General features: G+C 40.3%; 24 protein-coding genes and 1 pseudogene. 11 read left to right on the forward strand and 14 right to left on the reverse strand.

From position 1 onward, the window contains the following. Nucleotides 1-94: 94 nt before the first annotated feature. Nucleotides 95-2,485, reverse strand: coding sequence for a hypothetical protein (locus J4G44_RS01135; RefSeq protein ID WP_180160787.1), 2,391 nt, complete (start codon nt 2,483-2,485; stop codon nt 95-97). 225 nt (nt 2,486-2,710) lie between these two features. Here J4G44_RS01135 and J4G44_RS01140 point away from each other — a divergent pair, with 225 nt between their 5' ends. After that, on the forward strand, nt 2,711-4,534 hold the full coding sequence (locus tag J4G44_RS01140; RefSeq protein WP_004974621.1) for an acyl-CoA dehydrogenase C-terminal domain-containing protein: 1,824 nt from the start codon (nt 2,711-2,713) through the stop codon (nt 4,532-4,534). A gap of 194 nt (nt 4,535-4,728) precedes the next feature. Here the strand turns inward: J4G44_RS01140 and J4G44_RS01145 are convergent, their stop codons facing one another. The 4 genes from J4G44_RS01145 to hemW all read right to left on the reverse strand — a co-directional run bounded on the left by J4G44_RS01145 (nt 4,729) and on the right by hemW (nt 8,758). Further along, the gene (locus J4G44_RS01145) at nt 4,729-5,247 is read right to left on the reverse strand and encodes a DinB family protein (RefSeq protein WP_179989894.1); all 519 of its coding nucleotides are present in this window, start codon (nt 5,245-5,247) and stop codon (nt 4,729-4,731) included. A gap of 81 nt (nt 5,248-5,328) precedes the next feature. Further along, nucleotides 5,329-6,417, reverse strand: coding sequence for an HpaII family restriction endonuclease (locus J4G44_RS01150; RefSeq protein ID WP_131260601.1), 1,089 nt, complete (start codon nt 6,415-6,417; stop codon nt 5,329-5,331). After that, nucleotides 6,401-7,510, reverse strand: coding sequence for a DNA cytosine methyltransferase (locus J4G44_RS01155; protein ID WP_004974609.1), 1,110 nt, complete (start codon nt 7,508-7,510; stop codon nt 6,401-6,403). Before J4G44_RS01155 ends, J4G44_RS01150 begins: the two co-directional genes overlap by 17 nt. 141 nt (nt 7,511-7,651) lie before the next feature. Then, entirely contained in the window at nt 7,652-8,758 is a 1,107-nt protein-coding gene (gene hemW, locus J4G44_RS01160) for a radical SAM family heme chaperone HemW (RefSeq protein ID WP_265738107.1), read from the reverse strand. A gap of 170 nt (nt 8,759-8,928) precedes the next feature. Between hemW and J4G44_RS01165 the strand changes: the two genes are divergently transcribed. The 3 genes from J4G44_RS01165 (at nt 8,929) to J4G44_RS01175 (ending at nt 12,237) form a co-directional block, all read left to right on the forward strand. Beyond that, nucleotides 8,929-9,390, forward strand: a complete 462-nt coding sequence (locus J4G44_RS01165) for a DMT family transporter (protein ID WP_131260603.1) — start codon at nt 8,929-8,931, stop codon at nt 9,388-9,390. 38 nt (nt 9,391-9,428) lie between these two features. After that, a complete protein-coding gene (locus tag J4G44_RS01170; RefSeq protein ID WP_275945553.1) occupies nt 9,429-10,793 on the forward strand; it encodes an MATE family efflux transporter in 1,365 nt (454 codons plus the stop codon). A gap of 145 nt (nt 10,794-10,938) precedes the next feature. Then, on the forward strand, nt 10,939-12,237 hold the full coding sequence (locus tag J4G44_RS01175; RefSeq protein WP_004974602.1) for an ABC1 kinase family protein: 1,299 nt from the start codon (nt 10,939-10,941) through the stop codon (nt 12,235-12,237). Nucleotides 12,238-12,395: 158 nt separating this feature from the next. Here J4G44_RS01175 and J4G44_RS01180 read toward each other — a convergent pair whose 3' ends face one another. Together J4G44_RS01180 and J4G44_RS01185 are read right to left on the reverse strand one after the other, a co-directional pair. Next, nucleotides 12,396-12,716 (reverse strand): type II toxin-antitoxin system PemK/MazF family toxin, encoded by a 321-nt coding sequence (locus J4G44_RS01180; protein WP_207973764.1) that lies wholly within the window; start codon nt 12,714-12,716, stop codon nt 12,396-12,398. Next, on the reverse strand, nt 12,716-12,997 hold the full coding sequence (locus tag J4G44_RS01185) for a type II toxin-antitoxin system RelB/DinJ family antitoxin (RefSeq protein ID WP_136144463.1): 282 nt from the start codon (nt 12,995-12,997) through the stop codon (nt 12,716-12,718). The genes J4G44_RS01180 and J4G44_RS01185 overlap by 1 nt, the downstream gene beginning before the upstream one ends. A 278-nt stretch (nt 12,998-13,275) precedes the next feature. Between J4G44_RS01185 and J4G44_RS01190 the strand changes: the two genes are divergently transcribed. Then, nucleotides 13,276-13,524: a type B 50S ribosomal protein L31 gene (locus J4G44_RS01190; RefSeq protein WP_004974599.1), complete on the forward strand. Its 249-nt coding sequence runs from the start codon at nt 13,276-13,278 to the stop codon at nt 13,522-13,524. Between the two features lie 213 nt (nt 13,525-13,737). Here the strand turns inward: J4G44_RS01190 and crcB are convergent, their stop codons facing one another. Beyond that, on the reverse strand, nt 13,738-14,115 hold the full coding sequence (gene crcB / locus J4G44_RS01195; protein ID WP_131260607.1) for a fluoride efflux transporter CrcB: 378 nt from the start codon (nt 14,113-14,115) through the stop codon (nt 13,738-13,740). A 181-nt stretch (nt 14,116-14,296) separates the two neighbouring features. Between crcB and J4G44_RS01200 the strand changes: the two genes are divergently transcribed. Continuing rightward, nucleotides 14,297-14,629, forward strand: coding sequence for a HopJ type III effector protein (locus J4G44_RS01200; protein WP_179989056.1), 333 nt, complete (start codon nt 14,297-14,299; stop codon nt 14,627-14,629). A gap of 165 nt (nt 14,630-14,794) precedes the next feature. Here J4G44_RS01200 and J4G44_RS01205 read toward each other — a convergent pair whose 3' ends face one another. Next, nucleotides 14,795-15,361, reverse strand: coding sequence for a hypothetical protein (locus J4G44_RS01205; protein ID WP_179991508.1), 567 nt, complete (start codon nt 15,359-15,361; stop codon nt 14,795-14,797). 171 nt (nt 15,362-15,532) lie between these two features. Between J4G44_RS01205 and J4G44_RS01210 the strand changes: the two genes are divergently transcribed. Next, entirely contained in the window at nt 15,533-16,159 is a 627-nt protein-coding gene (locus tag J4G44_RS01210; protein WP_207973765.1) for a class I SAM-dependent methyltransferase, read from the forward strand. On the opposite strand, the gene J4G44_RS01215 is transcribed toward J4G44_RS01210, so the two are convergent. Further along, a complete protein-coding gene (locus tag J4G44_RS01215; protein WP_004974557.1) occupies nt 16,156-16,629 on the reverse strand; it encodes a Holliday junction resolvase-like protein in 474 nt (157 codons plus the stop codon). The genes J4G44_RS01210 and J4G44_RS01215 overlap by 4 nt on opposite strands. Before the next feature lie 115 nt (nt 16,630-16,744). Between J4G44_RS01215 and J4G44_RS01220 the strand changes: the two genes are divergently transcribed. The 4 genes from J4G44_RS01220 (at nt 16,745) to J4G44_RS01235 (ending at nt 19,980) form a co-directional block, all read left to right on the forward strand. After that, the gene (locus J4G44_RS01220) at nt 16,745-17,389 is read left to right on the forward strand and encodes a ParA family protein (RefSeq protein WP_004974554.1); all 645 of its coding nucleotides are present in this window, start codon (nt 16,745-16,747) and stop codon (nt 17,387-17,389) included. A gap of 108 nt (nt 17,390-17,497) precedes the next feature. Then, on the forward strand, nt 17,498-18,637 hold the full coding sequence (locus tag J4G44_RS01225) for an AI-2E family transporter (protein WP_131260611.1): 1,140 nt from the start codon (nt 17,498-17,500) through the stop codon (nt 18,635-18,637). Nucleotides 18,638-18,800: 163 nt separating this feature from the next. After that, complete coding sequence (gene sodC, locus J4G44_RS01230) at nt 18,801-19,343, forward strand: superoxide dismutase family protein (RefSeq protein WP_179989059.1); 543 nt, start codon at nt 18,801-18,803, stop codon at nt 19,341-19,343. A gap of 340 nt (nt 19,344-19,683) precedes the next feature. After that, the gene (locus tag J4G44_RS01235) at nt 19,684-19,980 is read left to right on the forward strand and encodes a DUF3817 domain-containing protein (RefSeq protein WP_179989060.1); all 297 of its coding nucleotides are present in this window, start codon (nt 19,684-19,686) and stop codon (nt 19,978-19,980) included. A gap of 123 nt (nt 19,981-20,103) precedes the next feature. Here the strand turns inward: J4G44_RS01235 and craA are convergent, their stop codons facing one another. From craA to J4G44_RS01255, 4 genes and pseudogenes are all read right to left on the reverse strand, one after another. Then, nucleotides 20,104-21,333 (reverse strand): chloramphenicol efflux MFS transporter CraA, encoded by a 1,230-nt coding sequence (gene craA / locus J4G44_RS01240; protein WP_167846350.1) that lies wholly within the window; start codon nt 21,331-21,333, stop codon nt 20,104-20,106. 181 nt (nt 21,334-21,514) lie between these two features. Next, a pseudogene (locus J4G44_RS01245) lies at nt 21,515-21,624 on the reverse strand (pirin family protein); the annotation flags it as partial. Nucleotides 21,625-21,762: 138 nt separating this feature from the next. Further along, a complete protein-coding gene (locus J4G44_RS01250) occupies nt 21,763-22,134 on the reverse strand; it encodes a hypothetical protein (RefSeq protein ID WP_004974545.1) in 372 nt (123 codons plus the stop codon). 157 nt (nt 22,135-22,291) lie between these two features. Then, nucleotides 22,292-23,701: an FAD-binding oxidoreductase gene (locus J4G44_RS01255; protein WP_004974544.1), complete on the reverse strand. Its 1,410-nt coding sequence runs from the start codon at nt 23,699-23,701 to the stop codon at nt 22,292-22,294. Nucleotides 23,702-23,885: the final 184 nt, after the last annotated feature.

The following is a 23,885-nucleotide window of genomic DNA, read 5'->3' on the forward strand; positions in this document are numbered from 1 at the left end:
CAAATAAAAATAGCCCTTGAGCAGCAAAGGGCTATTTTTTTATTTAAACTGGGCAATCTTGTTGAACGCTGATTGCCCATTTTTCACCCACGGTTTATTTTACAAATTTCTGCATATCTTCATACACATCCATATATAACTCATAATCAATCTGTTCAGCCTGATCTTCAGTTAAAGTGCGAATTGAATTTTGGCTCAATTTGCCCTGCTGACGATCAACATACGTCTGCCCCAAAATGTGTGCCGTTTTCTTTAAATTCTCCAAGTCAGGCACATCCCAATCATAAGCTGCTTCATAGGCTTTTAAATATTGCTGAGCAAATATCTGTTGTGGTTGCTTGTACTGCTGTTTCAGCTTACGCCATTCAAGTGCGACTTTATTTTCATCGACTGCATCTTCAGTCAAATTATTGATACAACGACCAATTGCATTATTGAATTGCTCATCTTCTTCTAAATGATGCTTGGCTTGTAAAGCTTCAATCCGTTTTAGCGCGGCACCTTTCGGGTCATAGTAGCGCTCATCACTGAACCAATAGGCATACACTTCTGCCATTTCCTGCAAGGTTTGTGGACTAAGATTTTTTACCCACGTACTTTGCTCTGCTGCCATGTGCACTAAAAATAAAGTCTGATAAGTCTGACTAAAAGATTCTGTTTGTTGATAGGTTTTTTGCGCCAACTGCGCCAATTCTTCATCATAACTTAAGGCAGGTTTTACAGTGGTCTTATCTTTATTTTCTGCAGTTTCCTGCTCCAAAGTCCGCCCTAAATTTGTCACCCATTTTTCTAAAATTGAGTCTTTGCTGACCTCTTGAATGGATTTGGCTTGACGCAGCGCACTACGGTCAATTTTGCTGGCTTGCCCATAATTCGCAATGCTGACATCGTTATACACATGAATTGTGCCGTAATTTTCGCGTTTAAATTGCAACGCATAATCAATTTTTGCAGCACGCCCCTGATCATCTAAAGCCACATCAATTTGAATCGGTGTTTTTTTATCTTTAGGTGTAGCGTTCATAATCTGCTGAATTTCAGCCTGATGTTTTTGCCACAAAGCTGCAAAAGCGGCGGCATCGACCAATTGTTCCGAACGGTATGGTTCAAAAACTTTAGCTAGCTTTTCTTGCGGTGAAGCAAAGTGCTCATCTAAAACCGATTGTGCCTGCTCAGCACGACTTGGGCTAAATGCTTCTAATTCATAGGCATAAGCACAGTAGGTTAAATCTCCAACTTTGGCTGTTTTTGCTGTTTCGATCAAACGCTGACAGTCTTGTTCGCTTAGCATACTTGCGGTGCTTGCTGAATCTTCTGCCTGCTCAGCAGCCGCTTCAACGGCTTGTTCAGCTGCGATCATGGCATCTTCACTGGCATCTGCTGAATAATCTGCCACATTACTCACTGTCGTTTCAGTTGCATAAAATTTCTGACTGACCAAATCACGTAAAGCAAGGGTGGCTTGATACGCCACAAAAGCCTCTTGGCTCATGCCATAATCTTCAGCAGTTTCATTGTGTTTCAAGTAGTCTTCAACACTTTCTTTGGCCGATGTATCTTGCGTAATTTCAGCTTGTTCAGCAGCATCTTCGGTTGTGGTCGCCTGCCCCAATACAGTCTGTTGCAAATACGGTGCATTGACCTGATCAAACATGGCAAGCTGCAGCAACATATCTTCCAAACTACTGTTCAAACGAATTTTTTCACTAATTTTTTGCTGACGGTCTTGTGCAGTTAAAGATAACTTTTGAATATGTTTAGAATCTGCCAATACATACGGCACCGCATTCATGGCTTTTAAGTATTCGGCAAATTGTGCCACTTTAATCCGCTCAAAATCGGCTTTGTATTTAGAAAAGTCGATATAGGCAAAGTCATTTTGACTGTCTTTATTCACCAAATAAGGCAACAAAGAAAAATAGTTGGTATAGAACTTATATTCATTAAAATCGACCACCATCGGTACTTTCATTTGCACCAAAAGTGTCGGTTTTTCATAGCGTGCTGCCACATTCAAAGCAGCAATTTTTTGCCGATAATGCACCGAGCCATCGTAGCTAAACTCAGTATCATTCAATACATTCAACAGAAAATTAAAAGGACTCGATTTTTCGATTGCCCCTGCAGCATAGGAAGCAGAGTTTTGTTCCTTAGCCATTGCCGTATATAAGTTTTGTTTTTCTTGTGTACTTAAACGGACTTTTTGCTGTTTTAAATACTGATCTAATTGCTTTTTAAGTACAGGATCGAGTGTAGCAGGAGCAGCATCCGCTACTTTTGGTATTGCTTCAACTAAATTGCTCTGTACCCGTAATTTGCCCTGAAAGTCATAACTTGGCGTTTCAAAGATGGCATTTAACCCTGTAATTGCCTTTTGTTCTATACTTGCCGTCTGATTGGAATTGGTCTTAATGACATGCTGCGAACAACCTGTAGCAGCTAAACTAAAAAGACATAAAGATAAATATTTTAATTGTATCTTCATTGCTAAACACCTTATATTCATTATAGATTGGTCTGTTCAAACATATAGATTATGATACATTGTAACATAACACTTCATTCGTTTTTGTAAGGTGAATAATTTTCACTATTCGCATTTCTGACATTTTTATTCGCTATTCTTATCAATGTTTTTTGATCATGAGTGTGAATAATCAACATATCGATACAGATAATCCAAAACTATTTCTAAATTAGGATTAAGACTATGCCAGCATATAAAGCCCCATTACACGATATTCGTTTCTTAATGAACGAAGTGCTTGATTACCCGACCCACTACAAAAATCTTTCTAACGGTGAACTTGCGGACGCAGATACAGTCGATATGATTTTGGAAGGTGCAGCAGATTTCTGTGAAAATGTACTTTCTCCTCTTAATCAATCAGGCGATGAAGAAGGCTGTCATTTTGAAAATGGCAATGTGACCACACCGAAAGGCTTTAAAGAAGCCTATGACCAATTTGTGCAAGGTGGCTGGCAAGGTCTGTCTTACCCTGAACAATACGGCGGTCAAAACCTGCCAATGTCGCTAAACCTCATCAAATCTGAAATGATGGGTACAGCAAACTGGTCATTCCAAATGTATCCAGGTTTAAGCGTGGGTTGTATCAACACCATTATGCAATTTGGTACAGACGCGCAAAAAGATACCTATTTACCGCACTTGGTTGCAGGTACTTGGTCAGGCACCATGTGTTTGACTGAACCACAATGTGGTACCGACTTAGGTCAGGTAAAAACCAAAGCAGAACCACAAGCCGATGGTACGTATGCGATTTCAGGTACCAAAATCTTTATTTCTGCAGGCGAACATGACCTGACTGAAAACATCATTCATATTGTGTTAGCACGCCTCCCAGATGCGCCTGCAGGCACAAAAGGTATTTCATTATTTATCGTACCGAAATTCTTGCCAACAGCAGAAGGTACGGTGGGTGAGCGTAATCCTGTCACTTGTGGCTCTATTGAACACAAAATGGGGATTCGCGCGTCTGCAACTGCAGTCCTGAACTTTGACAATGCCGTGGGTTATTTGATTGGTGAACCAAACAAAGGCTTACATGCCATGTTTACCTTTATGAATACTGCACGTATTGGTACAGCAATTCAGGGGATTTGCCATGCAGAATTGGCATTCCAAGGTGCATTACCGTATGCCAAAGAACGTATGTCAATGCGTGCGCTTTCAGGTAAAAAAGACCCTGAAAAAGTAGCTGATGCAATCATTCACCACGCCGATGTACGTCGTATGCTCTTAACGCAAAAAGCCGTGGCAGAAGGTGGTCGTGCCATGATTTATCATGCTGCACAATTGGCAGATAAAATGAACGACGCTTTAATGCGTGGTGATACTGCAGCTTTTGAAGCGCATGATGACCATTTAGGTTTCTATACCCCAATCTTAAAAGGCTTCTTAACTGAAATGGGTTATGAAGCTGCCAACCACGGCATGCAAGTGTACGGCGGTCATGGCTATATTAAAGAATGGGGCATGGAGCAAATTGTACGTGATTCACGTATTTCTACCCTGTATGAAGGTACAACTGGCGTTCAGGCGCTCGACTTGATTGGTCGCAAAGTGTTGTTAAGCTCTAAGGGCAAAGTGATTCGTGACTACACCGCTGAAATTTTGAAATTCTGTGGTCAGCATGCACGTAACAAATACATGCGTCGTTTTGCATGGGACTTAACCAAGCTATGTGCTCAATGGAACGCATTAACCGTGCGCATTATGTTGGCAGCACGTAAAGACCGTGACATCGTATCCAGTGCTTCAGTAGACTTCTTGATGTTCTCTGGTTATGTCATGATGGCTTATTTCTGGGCGCAACAAGCGGCTGTGGCTTCGACCAAATTGGCTGAAGGCAATGGTCAGGAAACACCTGAGTTCTATAAAGCCAAAATCAAAGTTGCAGATTTCTACTTTGAGCGTTTATTGCCACGTACCCAAGGTCATGCAGAAGCAATGGTCAATCCATCTAAAACCATGACTGCATTAGCACCAGAACATTTTAGTTTTGACTACTAAAATATTCTAAGCAGATGTAAATCAAAAGAGCGCGTAATGCGCTCTTTTGGTGTTTACTTCAGAAAGTCAGTACTCGAATCTACACATCAATTAAAATTACTTTTAATGTGCTGTTGGAAAACCATGAAATACCCACTGAATCAGATATAAAATCAGAAAAATTAAAATCACTAGACATAAAATTTCTAGTCGTTTCATTCAATTCGCTTCTTAGCCTTGTCTTCTAGCAACATATAAATTAAATCAAGCTCAAGACAGACATATCCCATTGCGGTTAAAGCCGCGGTAATTTGCCCACGATGATGAGTTGCATGATTGAACACATGCATTAGGGTTGCAGCATAGGGTAAGTGCATCTCCACGCCAGTTGATGTTTTATAGTGCAGCTCTTGATGAAAAACTTTCTCATCCACCTGATTTAAAAAATAAATCCAGTTTTCAGCCTTCTTTTCAAGTTGCTCAACAAGCTGTGTTCTGTTGGTTTCCACAATACTATCTAATGGCAAAATTGGTGAGTGGTGCAAAGCAAAACGTGGAAACCACAAATGATGCTCACCGACCAACAAGTGATTCAGAGTGCCAAAAATACTTTTAAAATATAAGCCCTGATCCAAGAAAAAATCATCATCTGAAACCAATAGCAAAGTCTGATTTAGTTTTTGAGTTGCCCAAAGATTATAGCGGGCAAGTAACTCAAACGTTTTTAAATCCATTTAAAATTATCCTATTTGAGTTTTATTATGAAAATTGAATCAAAAGTTCAAACTATATTAAGATAAAAGATATATTTTTAATCATTTAAAGCGAATTTGTAGATTTAAAGACAGATACAATTTATTGTCCTTTAGAAATAATTGACCAAAATCATGCTTGGTTTTACTTGCCATCTCAAACTTTGTATTATTGTATAAATACTCTTCAAATTCATGGCGATGATACAGATGATAGCAAATGATCTCGCCATCTTCTTTAATTACTAAATATCCACCTGTAGAATCAATTTCGTTACCTGTCCAAACTGTACCAGGCATCATTCCAATTGCTATTTCACACAATAATTTTTTAATTTTAAACTGATAAAAAGGATGCTGATGTTCAAAAGAATATTTCATTGGATTTTCATAAGAAATTTCATTAAAAATATCTTTAACTGAATTAAGAGTTGATGTGTAATATTTAAATATAGCTTCTGCCATAATTTTTGGTAGTAAACTATCCAACAAAATTAAATTATTCTCAAATACAGCATTATTTAAATGGGAAAATTTAATATCGGCTCCCAACATTTTTAAATGTGCTATACGAGATTTAATAATTGGTTGTGGCAATGCAAGCTGATTAAAATCTTCAATCTCTTTTTCGGTTAGGCAAATATTTTTTATTTCAAAAATAAAATTTGTTGTCTTTCCTGCATTTAACAATGTGGATGGTTTACCTAATTTTGACTTTATGCTAAATCCCAATTCAGGCATTGTTCCAATTTTTGCATCATAAATTACGATTCTAATATCACTTTTCGCACTAGATTTTGCTTTAATCTTATTTGATTGGTATCTGGATATAAAGTTTTCCACATCTGGAATAGTAAATGATGCCGTTTGCTTTTTCTGTAATTCTGCCAGCAAAAACTGAGTAATATCTCTGAGTTCCTGTAATGGTATCTGAAAAACATCTTCACCCCGCAAAATCTCTACTATACCCTCTGATTTATGCGGTACATAAGTGAATAAATGATGATGTTCTTGACGTAAAATTCTAATTACAGGATAAATTAAATTATTTATTTTATTTAAGTTTTCATCACCCGCACTTAACTCCCCATCACATAGTAATTTAAAAAGGGCATAGAGTTCACTCCATTCCCCCTTATTTGCTGTAATCATACTCACCAATCTTCAATGCTTTTAATATTTCTTTTGCAGTTGCCTGTATCGCTGGAATAGCAACAGAATTTCCAAATTGTTTATAGGCTGAGGCATCTGAAACCACGATTTTGAAATGATCTGGAAACCCCTGCAACCGTGCCCATTCTCTTGGCGTCATTTTCCGAATACCTTTCCGATTTACCTCTCCTTTAATTCTAGTAGTTGGAGTAAAGTCTGTAATTCTATGATCTATAACTAAATTACGCTCTCTCCCCATTCCACCTACAACTATGGCATTGGCAATTGCGTGATCTGGAATAATAGCGTAACCAAAACCATTTCCTTTATTTTCATGTCGAGCTTTATGCTTTTCCAAGGTATCTAAATACTGTGTAGATAAGTAATATTTAGTAGGTACAACCTGAGTTTCCTTTATATCGGCAAAACAGGTTTTTTTATTTAATGGTTGTGGATAAGAGAAATTTTGAATTCCAGTATCTTTATGGAAGCCTACAATAAAAATTCGCTCTCTATTTTGGGGAACACCAAAATCTTTAGCATTTATAATTTGAGGCTCAGCAACGTAGTAACCTAAATCATCTCTTAATGTTTTTAAAATAGTTTTAAGTGTATTTCCCTTATCATGACTAATTAAGCCTTTAACATTTTCTAAAAAGAAAGCTTTAGGTTGTTTCCGTTTTATAATATCCGCAACGTCAAAAAATAGCGTACCGCGTGTATCTTCAAATCCAGATCTTTTACCTGCAATTGAAAAAGCCTGACAAGGGAAGCCTCCACATAAAATATCGAAATGATCAGGTATCGCATTTTTAGTAGACTCTAAAGTGATATCACCATAAGGCGTTTCACCAAAATTGACGGAATATGTTTTTTGGGCATATAGGTCTATTTCTGATGAAAATACGCACTCGCCACCAAGATTTTGTAACGCTAGCCGAAATCCACCAATTCCTGCGAATAGGTCAATAAATTTAAATTTACTTGGGTATTCTGGATAAAAAGGGATTGATTCAAAGAGGGAAAGGTTTTCCTCTTTGTTTACCACTAATTCACCATGAGCCTTTAAAACTTTTGGACTAGTAGAGTTCATCTCAAACCTTCAAGGCGATACAATAACAAAGCCATTACAATAACAAAATTTACCTTAAATAGCATGCAGTGCAAGACACAAGCTGTCGCTCTAGCACAATATTCGATAAGCGTTAGGACAGATGCCTGAGCTGAACTCAAATCACAAAAACGCTTCCAACACCGAATTTAAAAACACATGCCCTTGCGCAGTACATGCCAATCGCTTCGGATCATCCTGCAACAATTGCCGCTGACGCAATGTATTTAAAATATCCTGCAAATCATCCAAGTTTAAACCTGTGCGGGCAGTATACAAGTTTGCCTCAACCCCATCATTCAGGCGCAGTGCATTCATCATAAATTCAAATGGCAACTCATCGGCTGCAATTGCTTTAAACTGCAAGTTTTCCGCAGGTACTTTGGCTAAGTAATCTTTCGGCAAACGGGTTTTTTGGAAGCGATACACACCATCATGCAAAGTCACTTTGCCATGCGCCCCCGCACCTATCGCCAAATAATCGCCAAACTGCCAATAATTTAAATTATGTGCAGACGGCAACTCTTTACGCCATGCAGACACTTCATAATTCACAAAACCTTGCGCAGTTAAATAGGCTTCACCCTGCGCTTGAATTTCTTCCAAGACATCATCTACAGGTAAAATTGGCTGAGTGCGGAAAAAAATAGTATTAGGCTCAATAGTCAATTGATACCATGAAATATGCGTTGCACCATGTTCCACTGCAAGTTTTAAATCCTGCAGTGCTTGCTGCAAAGTCTGTTCAGGCAAGCCATGCATTAAATCGACATTAATTCGCTGAAAGCCCGCTTCACGCGCCAAGCCAATTGCGGCAATCGCATCATCATTAGAATGAATACGCCCTAATTTTTTTAAATGCTCAGTATTAAAACTCTGCACGCCAATCGACAAACGGTTAATGCCTGCAGCCAAATAATCTGCAAAGGGATCATGCTCCACTGTTCCCGGATTAGCTTCCAACGTAATTTCGCAGTCATCTTCAAAAGCTAGCACGGCTTTCAGCTGTGTAAATAACCATTGATACCCCTGTGCTGAAATTAGCGAAGGTGTGCCACCGCCAATAAAAACACTGTGAATTTTCCGCCCCTGCGCAAACTGAGTCTGGGTTTTAAAATCTTCCAGCAAAGCCTGTAGATATTCCTGTTCTAAATCTAAACTCAACTTACCGTCAGGCACAGCATGTGAATTAAAATCACAATACGGACACTTACGCACGCACCACGGCATGTGAATATATAAAGATAAAGGAATATCAATGGGTTGAAGTGGATTCAAAGACAGACTCAATGCAAAATCAAAACAGTGATACAGATTTTAACATGACTACAGCAGGACACTGATGTATTCCCTAGAATTTGCTTTAGACTAGAATCTGTTTAATAAGAAAAAATGTGAAAATGATGAAGATATCCAGCCAATTACTCTTAATTTTGCCACTGGCGATGGGCATCGGGATTGCAATGGCCTTTCAAACTGCAATCAACAGCCAATTGCGTGAATATTTATATTCTCCGTTACAAGCTGCCCTTTTCTCTTTTTTGGTTGGTACAATAGTTTTAGCCATACTGGTATTTTTTCAGCAAGTCGAAAAACCCAACCTCAGCACCTTGCTCAACATCCCATGGTATTTATGGATTGGCGGATGTCTAGGGGTTTATGCCATCAGCATGAGTATTTATAGTGCTCCAAAACTAAGTTTACTCACTTTATCTGGGGTGATTATTTTTGGACAAATGGTCACATCAATGCTGATTGATCATTTTGGGTTCTTGGGCACTGAAAAAGTCAGTATCAATTGGCAACGTCTTTTAGGTAGCGTGGTGATTTTTATTGGTGTGCTTCTCACTTTACAACGCTAATACCCAAACGCTAAGCACCTCATGCATTGAGATTTTTTGTGTCAAATATACATTCTGTGACCACGACCCGTTTTGAATTAAAACAGCTTTTTCAACTGATGATTCCAATTTTGGTCACACAATTTGCGCAAGCAGGTTTAGGTCTGATTGATACCATTATGGCAGGTCACATGTCTGCCACCGACTTAGCTGCTATTGCTGTTGGGGTCGGTTTGTGGATGCCCATTATGCTGCTGTTCAGTGGCATTATGATTGCTACCACACCCTTAGTCGCCGAGGCTAAAGGCGCGCGTACCCCAGAAAAAATTGCAACCATCGCCCGTCAGTCTTTATGGATTGCGTTTATTTTAGGTGTGATTGCAGGGCTGATTTTACAGCTCATGCCTGCACTATTGCCATTATTTGGTGTGCCTGAAAATTTACAGCCCAAAGCAGGCTTATTTTTACATGCCATTGGTTTTGGGATGCCTGCCGTGACCATGTATGCCGCTTTGCGCGGTTATTCGGAAGCACTGGGCTATCCACGCCCTGTGACTGTAATTAGTCTGTTGGCATTGGTTTTATTGATTCCGCTGAACTTTATGTTTATGTATGGCTGGGGGCCTCTGCCTGAACTGGGCAGTGCGGGTTGCGGTTTTGCCACCGCCATTTTGCAATGGTTAATGTTCATAACTTTGGCATTTTATATTTTTAAAAGTCGCGCCTATCAAAGCACGCCGGTATTTAGCCAATGGGAAGCGATTGATGCGGTCTGGATTAAACGTATTTTGCTGTTAGGACTGCCCATTGGTTTAGCCATTTTCTTTGAAGTGAGTATTTTTAGTACTGCCGCCATTGTAATCAGTCCTTTGGGAGAAACCAAACTGGCAGCCCATCAAATTGCCATGTCAGTCACATCTCAGTTATTTATGATTCCCATGTCTTTGGCAATTGCCCTGACCATTCGTATTGGCACATATTATGGCGAACAAAATATTCACGCCATGCGTAAAGTACAAGGCTTAGGCTTTGCAACTGCAACTGTATTTGCCTTTTCTACAATGACGCTGATGTGGTTTTTCCGTCCTGAAATCATTTCAATTTACACCCGCGACCCGCAAGTGGCGCAAGTGACGATGTCTCTATTATTATTTGCGATTGCCTATCAACTCATGGATGCATGGCAAATTAGCGCAGCAGGTTGTTTGCGTGGCATGCAAGACACTCAGGGCCCAATGTGGATTACCATGCTTGCTTATTGGGTTGTGGCGTTCCCCATTGGCGTGTATTTAACTCGTTACAGCAGTATGGGCGCTGCAGGGGTTTGGGTCGGGCTGATTGTCGGTTTAAGCATTGCCTGTGTGTTACTTCTGACCCGTTTATATTTCAACAATCAACGACTGGAACGCCAATTTACAGCATAAACCTCAGCCTACTCACCTACATGCCAAAATACGTTTTGGCACGTGGGTCTTGTGATCAAAAAATACTTTAACAATTAAAAGTAGGCATTTTGCTCACGAACACTTATGATCAAAAGATAGTAAAGATGATCTTGAGGAACATCGCATGGCAAAAACGGCGCGTACACCTGGTCGTCGCTTTATGAAACTTGCGAGCATGACAGCAAGTATTGCAACCAAAACGGTATCGAACTCGATTAAAAACCTCACCGCAGATGAAGAACAAAAAAATGCGGCACGCAGCCAATTGTTTCAGGATATTGGTATCCAAATTGCTGATACCTTAGGCGAAATGAAAGGTGCGGTGATGAAAGTCGGGCAAATTGCCTCGCAATATAAAGATATTTTTCCGCCTGAAGTTGCCAAAGCCATCAGTAAATTACAGCGCCAAGCACCTGCCATGCCTTTTGCTGAAATTAAGGCACAAGTTGAAAAAGAACTCGGTAAACCGCTCGACAAAATTTTTAAACACTTTGATGAAACTCCGTTTGCAGCCGCATCTATTGGGCAAGTGCATAAAGCCATTTTACCCAATGGCGAGCAAGTGGTGGTCAAAGTGCAATATCCTGGGGTCGATGAAGCCTGCGAAAGTGACCTGAAACAAGTCCGTTTGGCACTGCGTTTAATGGGTGTACTTAAAATAGACCGTAAATTACAAGACCGTCTATTTCAGGAAATTCAGGAAAGTTTAGACAATGAGCTGAACTACCAGATTGAGGCACAAAACCTAGAAGTAGCGCGTACCTTTCACGCGGCTTTGGATGATAAAATTATTATCCCACAAGTGTTTAAAGACTATTCTTCGCGGCATATTCTCACCTTAAGTTTGGAACAAGGTGAAAATATAGAAACGGCAAGCACATGGTCACAGCGTACCCGCAACACTTTGGGACGACGTTTATTGCGTGCCATGGGTCAAGAAATCTTTTATTTAAAACGCTTTCATTGCGACCCGCATCCGGGCAACTTTGCGTTCCGCCAAGATGGTTCTGTGGTGATTTATGATTACGGCGGCGTCAAAACTCTATCGAATGATGTAGTGCATCATTTTCGACAACTGATTCATGCTGCGCGTGCGCAAGATATTGCCGAAATTGAACAGCATCTAGATGCACTGCAGGCAATTTCTGCATTGGGTAAATTCCCTGAAGATTTATATTTGCAATGGTTAGAAGTGCTGATGCGTCCGCTAACCACACATTATGATTTTGCTGAAAATTCTGCCCATCATGATGGCGTTGAGTTGGTCAAAAGTTCATTGAAATATTGGGATGTGTTTAAGCCTTCTCCCGATACCTTAATGGTGAATCGAACTGTTTCAGGGCATTATTGGAATTTAATTCATTTAAAAGTACATGATAATTTAAATGATATTTTTGAGGAGTTGGTTCCACCGCGAGCTTAGACTCAACTTTGGACTCAGCAAAGGATGCTGAAAATAAAGCCCAATCTGTTTTATGCTCCGTAACTAAAATTATAATCCAGACAAAAAATCCTCCCAAATGTAGGAGGATTTTTTGTTATCTAAACCGATTCCTTCAAGTTGAAACGATGAAATTCAAATTATTGAATTTCAAGGTGTTTGATTAAGCATTCCAGATCATCGGCAGACAGTTGTCCAATATAAGTGAGTTGTGTTTTTTGGATAGGCAGCTGATATGTTTGTACTGTATCAATCCACGATGGCTTTTTTAAACCAGCCTGTTGCCAGTTTTTAATTTCCACATATTTGCTTTTAATAAAAGCAGACTTATTTTCGTACTGACTACTTAAACGGAATACAGCATAGTCGGTGTCCGTTTGGCGAATATACAACACAGGTCTGGTCTTACCCTCGGCAATATCTGTAAAGCCAACATAAGCCCAATAGAGTTGTTGGGTCATTAGTAGCCGCCATCATCTTCTAAAAAAGCAGCAGTATCCGCAGCGCTAGACACTTTTACACTAGGAACATTATGGCTCATCGCGATTAATCTTGCTGTATTCAAATCCTCGTCACTCACTTGAGTCGTGACAGGTATTTTTCCAGTTCGTGCAATTTCAGCGTAAACCATGCTCATTACAGTGGCAGGCGTCAGACCAACTTTTGTCATAATGTATTCTGCCGATTCCATAATTGCCTGATCAACCGTGTATTGAACCCGTTTTTTTACCAATGTTGTCATCATCTACTCCATACATACCACTGAATGCCATTTTATGCCTTAAAATGGCATGGGTCAAACTTGTTCTTACGATGCCTTTTCACTTCCAATAGAAAAAATTATTTAATCTGTGCAGACACTATTCCCTCAATGACAGCCCTTATACAACAGGTTTAAAAAGGGATTGGATAATTTTTGATGTAAAACTCACTAGAAAGAATGCATGTGGGTTTTATTTGCCAAATTAATTGTTATGTTATAACATTTCACAAATTACACACTTAGTTTGGAGAAATCTCATGCGCCCGAATATCCACCCAGAATATCGTGAAGTTTTATTCCACGACACCAACGCCAATGCCTATTTTGTGATTGGCAGCACCTTGCAAAGCAGCCAAAGTAAAGAATATGAAGGCAAGGTATATCCTTATGTGACTTTGGATATTTCAAGCGCATCGCATCCGTTCTACACAGGTGAACAACGTCAAACCAGTAATGAAGGACGTGTCGCGAGCTTCAACAAACGCTTTGCACGTTTCAAACGCTAAGCTTGAGTTTTATTGCAAAATCTCACAATCACTTCATATTCAGTTAAGTTTTCTGTTTTATATTTTAAACATAGCAAGATTGCTCATCGAAACGATGGGATATCCTCTATCTTCAAAGCCCAAGCACTCTCCTCCAGCTTGGGCTTCTTTTTATTTATAATTTTTATCTAATGGATTTTTCTACTCAACGATTGATTTGGTACAGACCCTAATCTAATGTTTTAAAAACTGTTGAATCACATAAAAACCCAATCCCAGCAACATCACTCCCAAAACCACACTGGAAAGCGCATAACTAAACGCCATACCTTGCTGTCCATGTCTTAAGAGTTGCCAAGTTTCCAAACTAAAACTGGAAAAAGTGGTAAAGCCACCTAAAATACCTACCATCAGTAATAAGCGGGCTTCCTGCTGCAACACAGGATATTTCTGACTCAATGCAAAAAATACACCTGCCAAAAAGCAGCCAAACAGATTGACCGACCACGTTGCCCATGGAAAATGCTGTGCCGATTTAAATAAATACAGGCTTGCGGCATAACGTAAACTTGCGCCAATTGCACCGCCCATTGCTACCAAAAGCCAATTCATTGTGTTTTGAATCCTAATGAAAAAAAGTGAGATGAATGAACCATCACCGCACAATTAAAACCTGATCACACTATACAAGAATCATGATTTTAAATGCGAATGTACACTCAAAAAACACATAGACTTTGCCATAAAAATTGCGCTAGTCTGCATGTTATTTTTAGGCGCAATGGAGGACAGGATGGCTCAGGAATTATTGGCGCAACTTGAAGCAGGCACTGCAATATTTACCGATGTGCTCTCATTTATTGAAGCACGTTACACCTACACGCCAACTGCTTTCAAAAATGGGCAACAGCTCAACGCCGCCAATGAAAATCAGGGCAGTGCCAAAATATTTTCATTTGCGAAACTCAATGGCTTAGATCAGGCGCAAACCCTCAGCCTATTTGCAGAACATTATGCTTCAGTACTTGCAACACCTGATGGAACTGATCATCAAAATATCCGCCAGTTTATGCAGCACGGTTGGGATGGCGTTCAGTTTGAAACGCTAGCCCTCAGCGCCAAATAAAAACAACTTTAACCAAGCAAAAACCGCATGAAAGTTAAACCCATCATGCGGTTTTTTCTTATGGATGTGTATGTTTCACGTGGAGCAATACTCAAGCTGTTCACCGTGTATGAGATACAGTTTCGGCAAGTATCTACAATTCAAACTCTAAACTAAACATCACACTCAGCTTTTGACTTTTTCAATCCACTGAATCGAACTAACGCGAAATACTTCACAAGCACCATCCCCCGTATCGGTTGGTGTGAGAGATGATGTCCAAACCAAGTCCTGATCTTTCACCTCAACCAACTCACCTTTTAAACGCACCAAATCACCACGTTTTACTTTTTGAATGTCTTTGGCAATTTTTGGGTTGGCAGGAATGATATGCATATTAGACACCATTTGCATGGCTTGTTCTGCAGGCACAGGTAAACGGTCTATTTTCCAGTTTAAATAGCGGTCATATTGATTGACGGTAATATGACGGGCAATTTCAGGCTCAGCAAATAAACCCCAACTCACCGCATAATCAATCGGAGAAAATTTGGCTTGGGCATCATCCTGATAGGTTTTTGAACCCAAAATTCGAAAATCACCCTTAAAAGGTTGCAACACTTCAATCGACTGACCTTTCACGACAGGAGGCAAGCCTTTGGCAATATTACGCTCGACCGCAGCATAGACGGAACATGGCAAAGCCAGAGTCAGTAACAATGCCGTGAGTTTTAGCGAAATATGCGTGTTCATCTTAAAATCTGCCTATTAAATTCATCTATCTATATTTATCTTAATCACAGATTATGAATACAATAGTTGAAATTGGTAACAAAATGCAGTCATTGGCTCATTCTGACATGGCAAAAACCCTGTAATTTCAGCTAAGCTTATCGGCATAAAAATCAATAATTAGATCTGCACATGCTCTATAAATTTTATCAAAAACATATTTTCCCGCACTTGCTGAATCAGGTCATGCAAACCCCTTCCTTAATGGATTTGCGACGTGAGCTTTTATTGGGCGTATCGGGTGAAGTTTTGGAAATTGGCTTTGGCACAGGTTTAAATTTACCTTTTTATCAAGGTGTAGATACTGTATATGCCTTAGAACCCAATACAGCAATTTTCCAATTGGCGCAGGAACGAATTGATGCAGCACCGTTCGTGGTTGAGCAGATCACCGCAAGTGCAGAACAACTGCCTTTTGCAAATAATCAATTACAGCATGTGGTATCCACTTGGACGTTGTGCAGTATTCCAGACCTAGAACAAAGCTTGCGAGAGATTTATCGTGTCTTACAACCGGGCGGCACTTTGCACCTCGTAGAACACGTTTTAAATCGACAAAACTTAAATATTCAGCGTTTGCAACATCTGCTCACACCAATTCAAAAGAAAGTTGCAGATGGCTGTCACTTAAACCGTGACATTGAAATTGCCCTACTCGAAACTGGTTTTGAATTGGGTGAAGTCCAATATATTGATATTGCAGGCATTCCAAGTCTTGCACAGCGCATGTTATTGGCGCGAGTACATAAACCTCTTTAATCACAATCCTCAAAATCAATCCGAATGGTTTCAAAACGCAGTCTGCCCTGCTGAATGGCCTGCGCAATTGCTTGCTGACCTTTGGTCAAACGTGCGCCACCACTTTTAATATCAATTAGGACGATTGCAATATCTTCGGCATGCCCATTGCCATCCCGATAATCGGTATAGCCATCAAACACGATATAATCAACAGGATCACCTAAAAATTTGGCATCGCTCGGTAAATACTGAAATTCAGGCATAATCGGTGCTAATTGCTCTGCCATTTTGCCTTTCAGTACCGCACGACTGGTATTTACACTGCGCTTTTGTGCCTGCAATAATGCCTGCTGATGTGACAGTTCAATTTCTGCAATATATTGTTCATACTCGGCTTTAATCCGTCCATTGCGGCTATTGCTTAAAATTAAGGTGGTCAGCACCACGCCTATACAGGCACCAATCAGCATCGCCATCCAGATTGACATAAAACCTTCCTAAACCTTTTTTGCAGAACTCGATACGACTTTTGTCAACTGTCATATTCCGAGCACAAAACAATGATATGCTAGGGATGAGCAGATTAAAATCGATTCGAGGGTCATGAAAACTATATTAATTGCCAACCAAAAAGGTGGCTGTGGAAAAACCATTACGGCTATTAGTTTAGCATCTGCGCTTGCACAAAAAGGCTATAAAGTTGCTTTGGCGGATGCCGACAATCAAAAATCTGCGCTGCAATGGTTAAAACAACGACCAGAAACAGCCGCTCCAATTCAAAGTTTAGATTGGCGTCATGAAAAGTCGATTGGCGATGCACCCAAAAACATTGAATATTTAATTATTGATGCACCTGGTGCGTTATCGGGTGAGCATGCCGAGCAGCTGATTAGCGAAGCACATGCCATTATCACACCTCTACAGCCTTCATTTTTTGACATTGACTCCACCCGTCGCTTCTTAAAACACTTACAAGACATTAAGCGGATTCGTAAAGGCAAAGTCCAAATTTTGCTGTTGGCCAATCGGGTCAAACCCAACTCTGCCAGCTCTAAAGATATTCAGGATTTTTTCCAGAAAATCGAGCAACAGCCTGTGGCATGGATTTCAGAACGTGCAGCCTATGGACAATTGGCAATGCAAGGTTTAAGTATTTTTGATAAAACCCAAAAAACTTATCTGCAAATGCAAGATCAATGGCAGCCTGTACTGAATGCCATTGTAGATGACCCTGCTCAATGGTTTTAAAGCCTAGAATCGCCACCGTTTAGAACTTATTCACCAGAACTTACCAAGCTCTCGTTTTCGGGAGCTTTTTTTTCAGTTAATATGGCACATGACCTTAGGAATGTTTCAGTGAATTCAGTGCAACAGTACGCGCCAACATTACAAAAAATTTTATTGTTTGGACTGTTTTTTGTCCTGATCTTTTTGGGTTTTCACATACTCAAATATTTTATTGTTCCTGTTGTTTGGGCAGCAATCATTGCCTATATGAGCTGGCCACTATATCAGTCGGTGCTACGTTTATGCGGTCATCGTCCTACGCTTAGCGCAGCCTTAATGATGCTGATGGTCACGTTGGTGGTCGGCATTCCACTCACTTTTGCCATTTTTATCCTGCAACATGAAGGTCGCAACTTATATTACGAATTACAAAAACAGGTCTTTTCTGGACACTTAAATGTCCCTGATTTCATTCGCAATTTACCTATTATTGGTAAAGAAGTCACCCGCACCCTTAAAGAAATTAATCACGATCCGAACAGCATTGTGCAATCCATTTCCTTATGGATTCAAGGGCATTTAAATTACGGCAAAGTGGTGATTAATGAAGTCAGCAAAAACCTAATCAAACTTGGTTTTGCCCTGCTATCGTTATTCTTTTTCTACCGCGATGGTCACACCATTTTGCATCAAGTCAGCAAAGCTTTGGAAATGGTGATTGGGCCACGTATTCATCACTATTTAGATACTATTTCTGAAACCACACGTGCTGTGGTCTATGGCGTTGGACTCACCGCAATTGCGCAAGCCTTACTCGCAGGCGTGAGCTATTTTGTCGCTGGGGTACCTAATCCGATGGTACTGACCATTGTGACTTTCTTATTTGCCTTAATTCCGTTTGGCCCACCGTTAGCTTATGGTTCGGTTTCGCTGTGGTTATTTAGCCAAGGGCATACGATGGAAGCGATTGGCGTGATGGCATGGGGCGTATGTGTGGTCAGCACTGCCGATAACGTGATTCGTCCTTTGGTGATTTCAGGTGCAACTCAAATTCCATTCCTGTTAATCATGTTTGGAGTTTTAGGTGGAATTGCCAGTTTTGGTCTAATTGGTCTATTTATTGGCCCTGTGATTTTGGCCGTGTTACTGGCCATTTGGCGTGAATGGTTGCATGAAAACAACCAGCCCGAAGCTTTAATGTTGCCCAAAGCCACGCTTGCGCATGATCTCCCTGAAGACGATTCATCATCCAATTCAAAGCTTGATTAAGCTGTTTTACTGATCATATTGCTCACATGGCTGTGTTGATCTGAATAAATCAGCTCAACACAGTACATACATACTACTACGCAAACGTTGTATTGTAACGGAGCTAACTTTGCTTCAATCAAGACATCCCTAAATATTATGCACAACAAACAGGATGTCTTTTATGCGCTCAATACTCAAATTTGCCAGTCTTGCTGCTTTTAGCAGCCTAGTACTTATGGGTTGCAGCACCACCGCGACCACACAACAAAAATCTAAAATCTTAAAAATGCATGCTGTTTCAGCACAAGGGATTGGCAAGGAATTAGGTACGGTTGAACTGCGTGACAGTGCAGCAGGCTTAGTCATTCACCCCCAACTCCAACAACTCCCTGCAGGCGAACGAGGTTTTCATATCCATGAAAAAGGTTCATGTGCAGTAGCAGAAAAAGATGGAAAAATGGTTGCTGCTTTGGCAGCGGGCGGACATTTTAATCCCAAAAATATCCCGAATCATGGTACACCGCTGACAGGACATTTAGGGGACTTACCGGCTTTAAGTGTTGCAAACGACGGAACAGCCAAAGTGACTGTGATTGCACCCCGTTTAACATTGGCACAAGTTGAAGGGTTGGCCTTGATGATTCATGCAGGCGGTGATAACTATGCTGACCATCCAAAACCATTGGGCGGCGGCGGTGAGCGAATTGCCTGTGGGATTATTTAAGCGAGCATGATGCATTTTCAATAAAACATTTATTACCAATTGTGGATAAGTTAAGGGTTATACACATGCCTTTCGACTTATCCGCAAAAAGTAAAATTTATCTTTTTTAGGATTATTCTCAAACGACACTCAATGCAGCTCTTCTTGCTTTATATCGGTCGTATTTCATAACCACACTTACTCGTTTTTGAATAACTTGCTACTAACTTGCACAAAATTAGCTCAATTTTGCAGCCATCGTATCTAGTTCATCAATGTGCAGAGCTCGCAACAGCTCGTCTTTGCTATTGTCACTATTTGCGCTACACTGCTGTTTTATCGACATGAAAAAGATTTGGGCATGAATATTAAAACATTACGTTGGGTTGGGTTCCTAGAAGGTATTTCATTCTTATTGTTGTTATTTATTGCTATGCCCATGAAATATTTGTTCGATAACCCAATTTTAGTGAAATATGTAGGTATGGGACACGGCGTATTGTTTATCGCATTTTTAGTAGTGCTTTTTGTGGTTTGCGAAAAACAAAAATGGTCTCTTAAAATGTTTATTTTGGGCTTAATTGCTTCAATTTTACCTTTTGGCCCATTTGTTTTTGATGCTAAATTGAAAAAGATGGAACAACCAGTACAAGCTTAATCTGCAAGTCCTTTTCAGCTTTCATCATATTACACATTTTCTGAAATTTAATTTATAAATCAAATGTTTGCAAGGTGATGCCACATCACCTTGTTTTATGATGCAGCTGAAAAATTTAACCCCTTAAAACTGCCCTGCAGCAACTCGCTCCTGCATCACCTGTTTAAGCATCATGCGTGGCAAACTAAACCAGAGCGTTATCAGCACCAAACAAGCCAAACTATACGCCCAAATATCAAACCGCATATATAAAACACGCACCAGTTCAATCACAATAAAAAAGCACAGCATCAATAGCATTGAAACACTAGCAGCAACAGTACCTTTAGACACTTCCGATGACATTAAGGCGAAACGGTATAAGACTGAGAAGCTCATTCCCTCACCAAAACTAATCAAGCTCATACCAATCACCAAACACCAAACAAAATAGCTTTGCCAAATTGCCCCCAATACGATCAGCACACTACCCAACAACATTAAAGGTAAACCAATCAAGACTGTTTTTCCTAAAGGTAAACGGTCAATGACTTTCATCAGTACCAGATTGCCTAAAATCAAACCACCCAAAACAGGAAACTGCGCCAAACCGTATTGCAGACTACTAAAGCCTAACTCTTCCACCAACATCACAGGAGATAACGCAATCCACAACATTAAAGGCATGCTCAATAAGGGCAGCGCCAATGTCAAACCTAAGAATCTGGTATTTTGAAAAACTTGTTTAAAATCATCCCATACATCTCGAAATGGAGGTTTGGGAATACGCTGCTGATTTTCAGGCATTTTGGCTTTCAGTCCAAACCAACTCAAAAATGCCAACAGTGCTATGCCGATAAAACCCCAATGCCAAGAAACATGCTCAATCATAAATGCACCTAAGACTGGGCCGAGCAAGGGAGCAAGTAAAGACACGTTCGCCATGAGTGCCATGACTTTAATTGCATCACGTTCTGCAAAATTTTCCTGAATAGCCGCATAACCGACTGCACTAATGACTGACAAACCAAAACCTTGAAAAAAACGAAGAACAAGGAAGCTTTCAATATTCTGAGTCAATAAGATCAATAAACAGGTTAGGGTAAAAAATGCCACGCCGCCCAATAATACTTTTTTGCGTCCCAAACGGTCAGAGAGTGGCCCCAATAACCACGCCACACAAGCACCGCCAAGCAAATAAAATGACATGGACGAAGCTGCCCATGCACTACTGACACCAAAATCTTGTGTGACGGCCAACATTGCGGGTTGAACCAAGTCATTGCCAATATAAACCGCGAACTCAAACAAGACCAAAGCCAAGGGAAACATGAGTGTGGCACGTTGAATGGTATTTTTTTGCTGCTGTGGCATGAGTTATAAAGGACAAAACGATGCAAGTCAGCCGCGTTTAGCCCATAAAAATAGAAAATTGAGCTGCAGTTTAACAGAGTTGAATGGCAAATTTATGGCGCATTTTTTAAGTCCGTTAAATAAATTGCGGCACTTGATGTGACATCAGACCAAGTTAGGCATCACCTCCTTCAGCGGGTTAAGGCGATACGGTATTGCCCAATTCATAATATGAAAATACCGAAAGTACAGGATAAAACTACCCACGGCAATGAGGCGATCATTACAGTGTAGAAATGCTAGCGTTTTGATGGACATGCTGCGCTCACACGTTTTTGAATCGAATGAAGTCATCCTAAATAAAAGCTGTGGATAACACGAGTATTATCCACAGACGCTTTGTTGCATTTTTAGAACATCATGCAAGATTTACCTAAGCCCTACAGCAATTTAAGGACATTTTTTGCTTTGGAAAGTCTTGGTATTTTTACCACGTGCGCATAAGTAAGCGGTTTGCACATCACCCTGCTGCCATTGTCCATTAATATTTTTAAAGTGATAAATACTACGAATTGAACGTACCGAATCATCCATTAAGCCTGTTTCGGTAATTTTTACTTCTGCCGCAGTTGGTGCTTCGACACGGTTAAAGTATTGACGAATTTCAACGGTAGCCAATTCTTTACGCAAATCTGGACGTTGTTTGAGTACCTGCGCCAAAGGTGTTTCTGCAGGCGTAACTTGTGAAATAATATTCTGTGTAGTCGCACAGCCTGACAATAACGCAACACCCAATGCGGAAACCGTGATTAAACGCAACATAACTCCTCCAAAATGTTGATTATTATTTATGCTTCTATGATGCCTTGTTCGAGCAGAAACGCTAGAACAGAAATGTAAAATTAAAACAGCGGCATAAAAAAACGCATCACGAGGATGCGTTTTTCAATTCACTTAAATAAATGAAAGGCGAAAGGAATTACAAATCAAATAATTTGCCTGGGTTCATAATGCCTTGAGGGTCAAAAACCTTTTTCAACGCTTTCATATATTCAATTTCTTCAGCTGAACGTGAATATTCCAAATATGGTTTTTTGGTCATGCCTACACCGTGTTCTGCAGAAATAGAACCATCATATTTCTTCACAGTATCAAATACATACTTATTTACCACCTGACATTTGGCAAAGAATTCGTCTTTGCTTAAATCGGCAGGTTTTAGAATGTTCAGGTGCAAGTTACCATCACCAATATGGCCGAACCAGCAAATTTCAAAGTCAGGATAGTTTTCTGCCACAATTGCATCAATTTCCTGAATAAATGCAGGAACATGAGTAATCAATACTGAAATATCGTTTTTATATGGAATAAACGGTGCAATCGACTCAGAAATGTCTTCACGCAAACGCCATAAACTTTCAACTTGGTCTAGGCTTTGGCTCAATACGCCATCCATCACCCAGCCTTGTTCCATACAGTGTTCAAAAATTTCCATCGCCTTGTCCATAATTGGCTCAAATGGCGCTTCAAATTCAAGTAACACGTAGAATGGACATTGGGTTTCAAATGGACGTTGCACATGACCATGATCCAAGACTTTTTGCATCGCCAATTCACCAAAGAATTCAAATGCAGTCAGATCAATTTTAGCTTGGAAAGCATGTAATACAGGCATCACCGAATTAAAATCAGGTACGCCCAACACCATCACTTGCAAATCTTGCGGTTGGCGTTCTAGCTTAATTTCAGCTTCGGTCACTAAGCCAAGTGTGCCTTCACCGCCAATAAATAAATGTTGCAGCGCATAACCTGTTGCGTTTTTGATCATGCCTTTGTTCAGACGCAGGATATCTCCTTTGCCTGTTACCACAGTCAGACCCAACACCCAGTTACGGGTCATGCCGTATTTAATGACTTTAATACCGCCCGCATTGGTACCAATATTACCGCCAATTTGTGAAGAACCTGAAGATGCAAAATCGACTGGATAATACATGCCTTGTTCTTCGGCATAGTTTTGTAGTTGCTCAGTCACCACACCCGCTTGCACACGTACCATACGGTCTGCAGGGAAAAATTCCAAGATTTGGTTCATCTTGTCCATGCTGACTACAATTTCACCATTGGCTGCCACCGCACCCGCAGATAAACCTGTACGTCCGCCCGATGGAGTAATGGCCACATTAAACTGATTCGCCAGTTTTACAATGGCTTGTACTTGCTCTGTGCTTGATGGAAAAACGATGACCGATGGGTTCGGATCAAAATGCTTTGTATGGTCACGACCCCAGTTTTGGAGGCTATCAGCATCCGTTTTAATACGGTTTTCACCGACTATTGCCGTTAATTGGGTCAATAACTCAGGGGTTAAAGCGACTGGAGCATTCATCGTTTGCAGACCTAGCAAGAATTAAACAGGAAGAAAAGCGACTGTCTGCACATCTTGATCTATTTGAAGATGAAGATACTGCAGACTAAATATGTGCATCAAAGCAACAGCGTGGGTTGGCTTTCATGTGCGCCGCTTATTATAAGCGATTTTTTTGAAAAACCTGTGAATATTGGCAATTCCG

This window comes from Acinetobacter towneri (assembly GCF_017498585.1).
In the GTDB taxonomy this organism is placed as follows: Bacteria; Pseudomonadota; Gammaproteobacteria; order Pseudomonadales; family Moraxellaceae; genus Acinetobacter; species Acinetobacter towneri.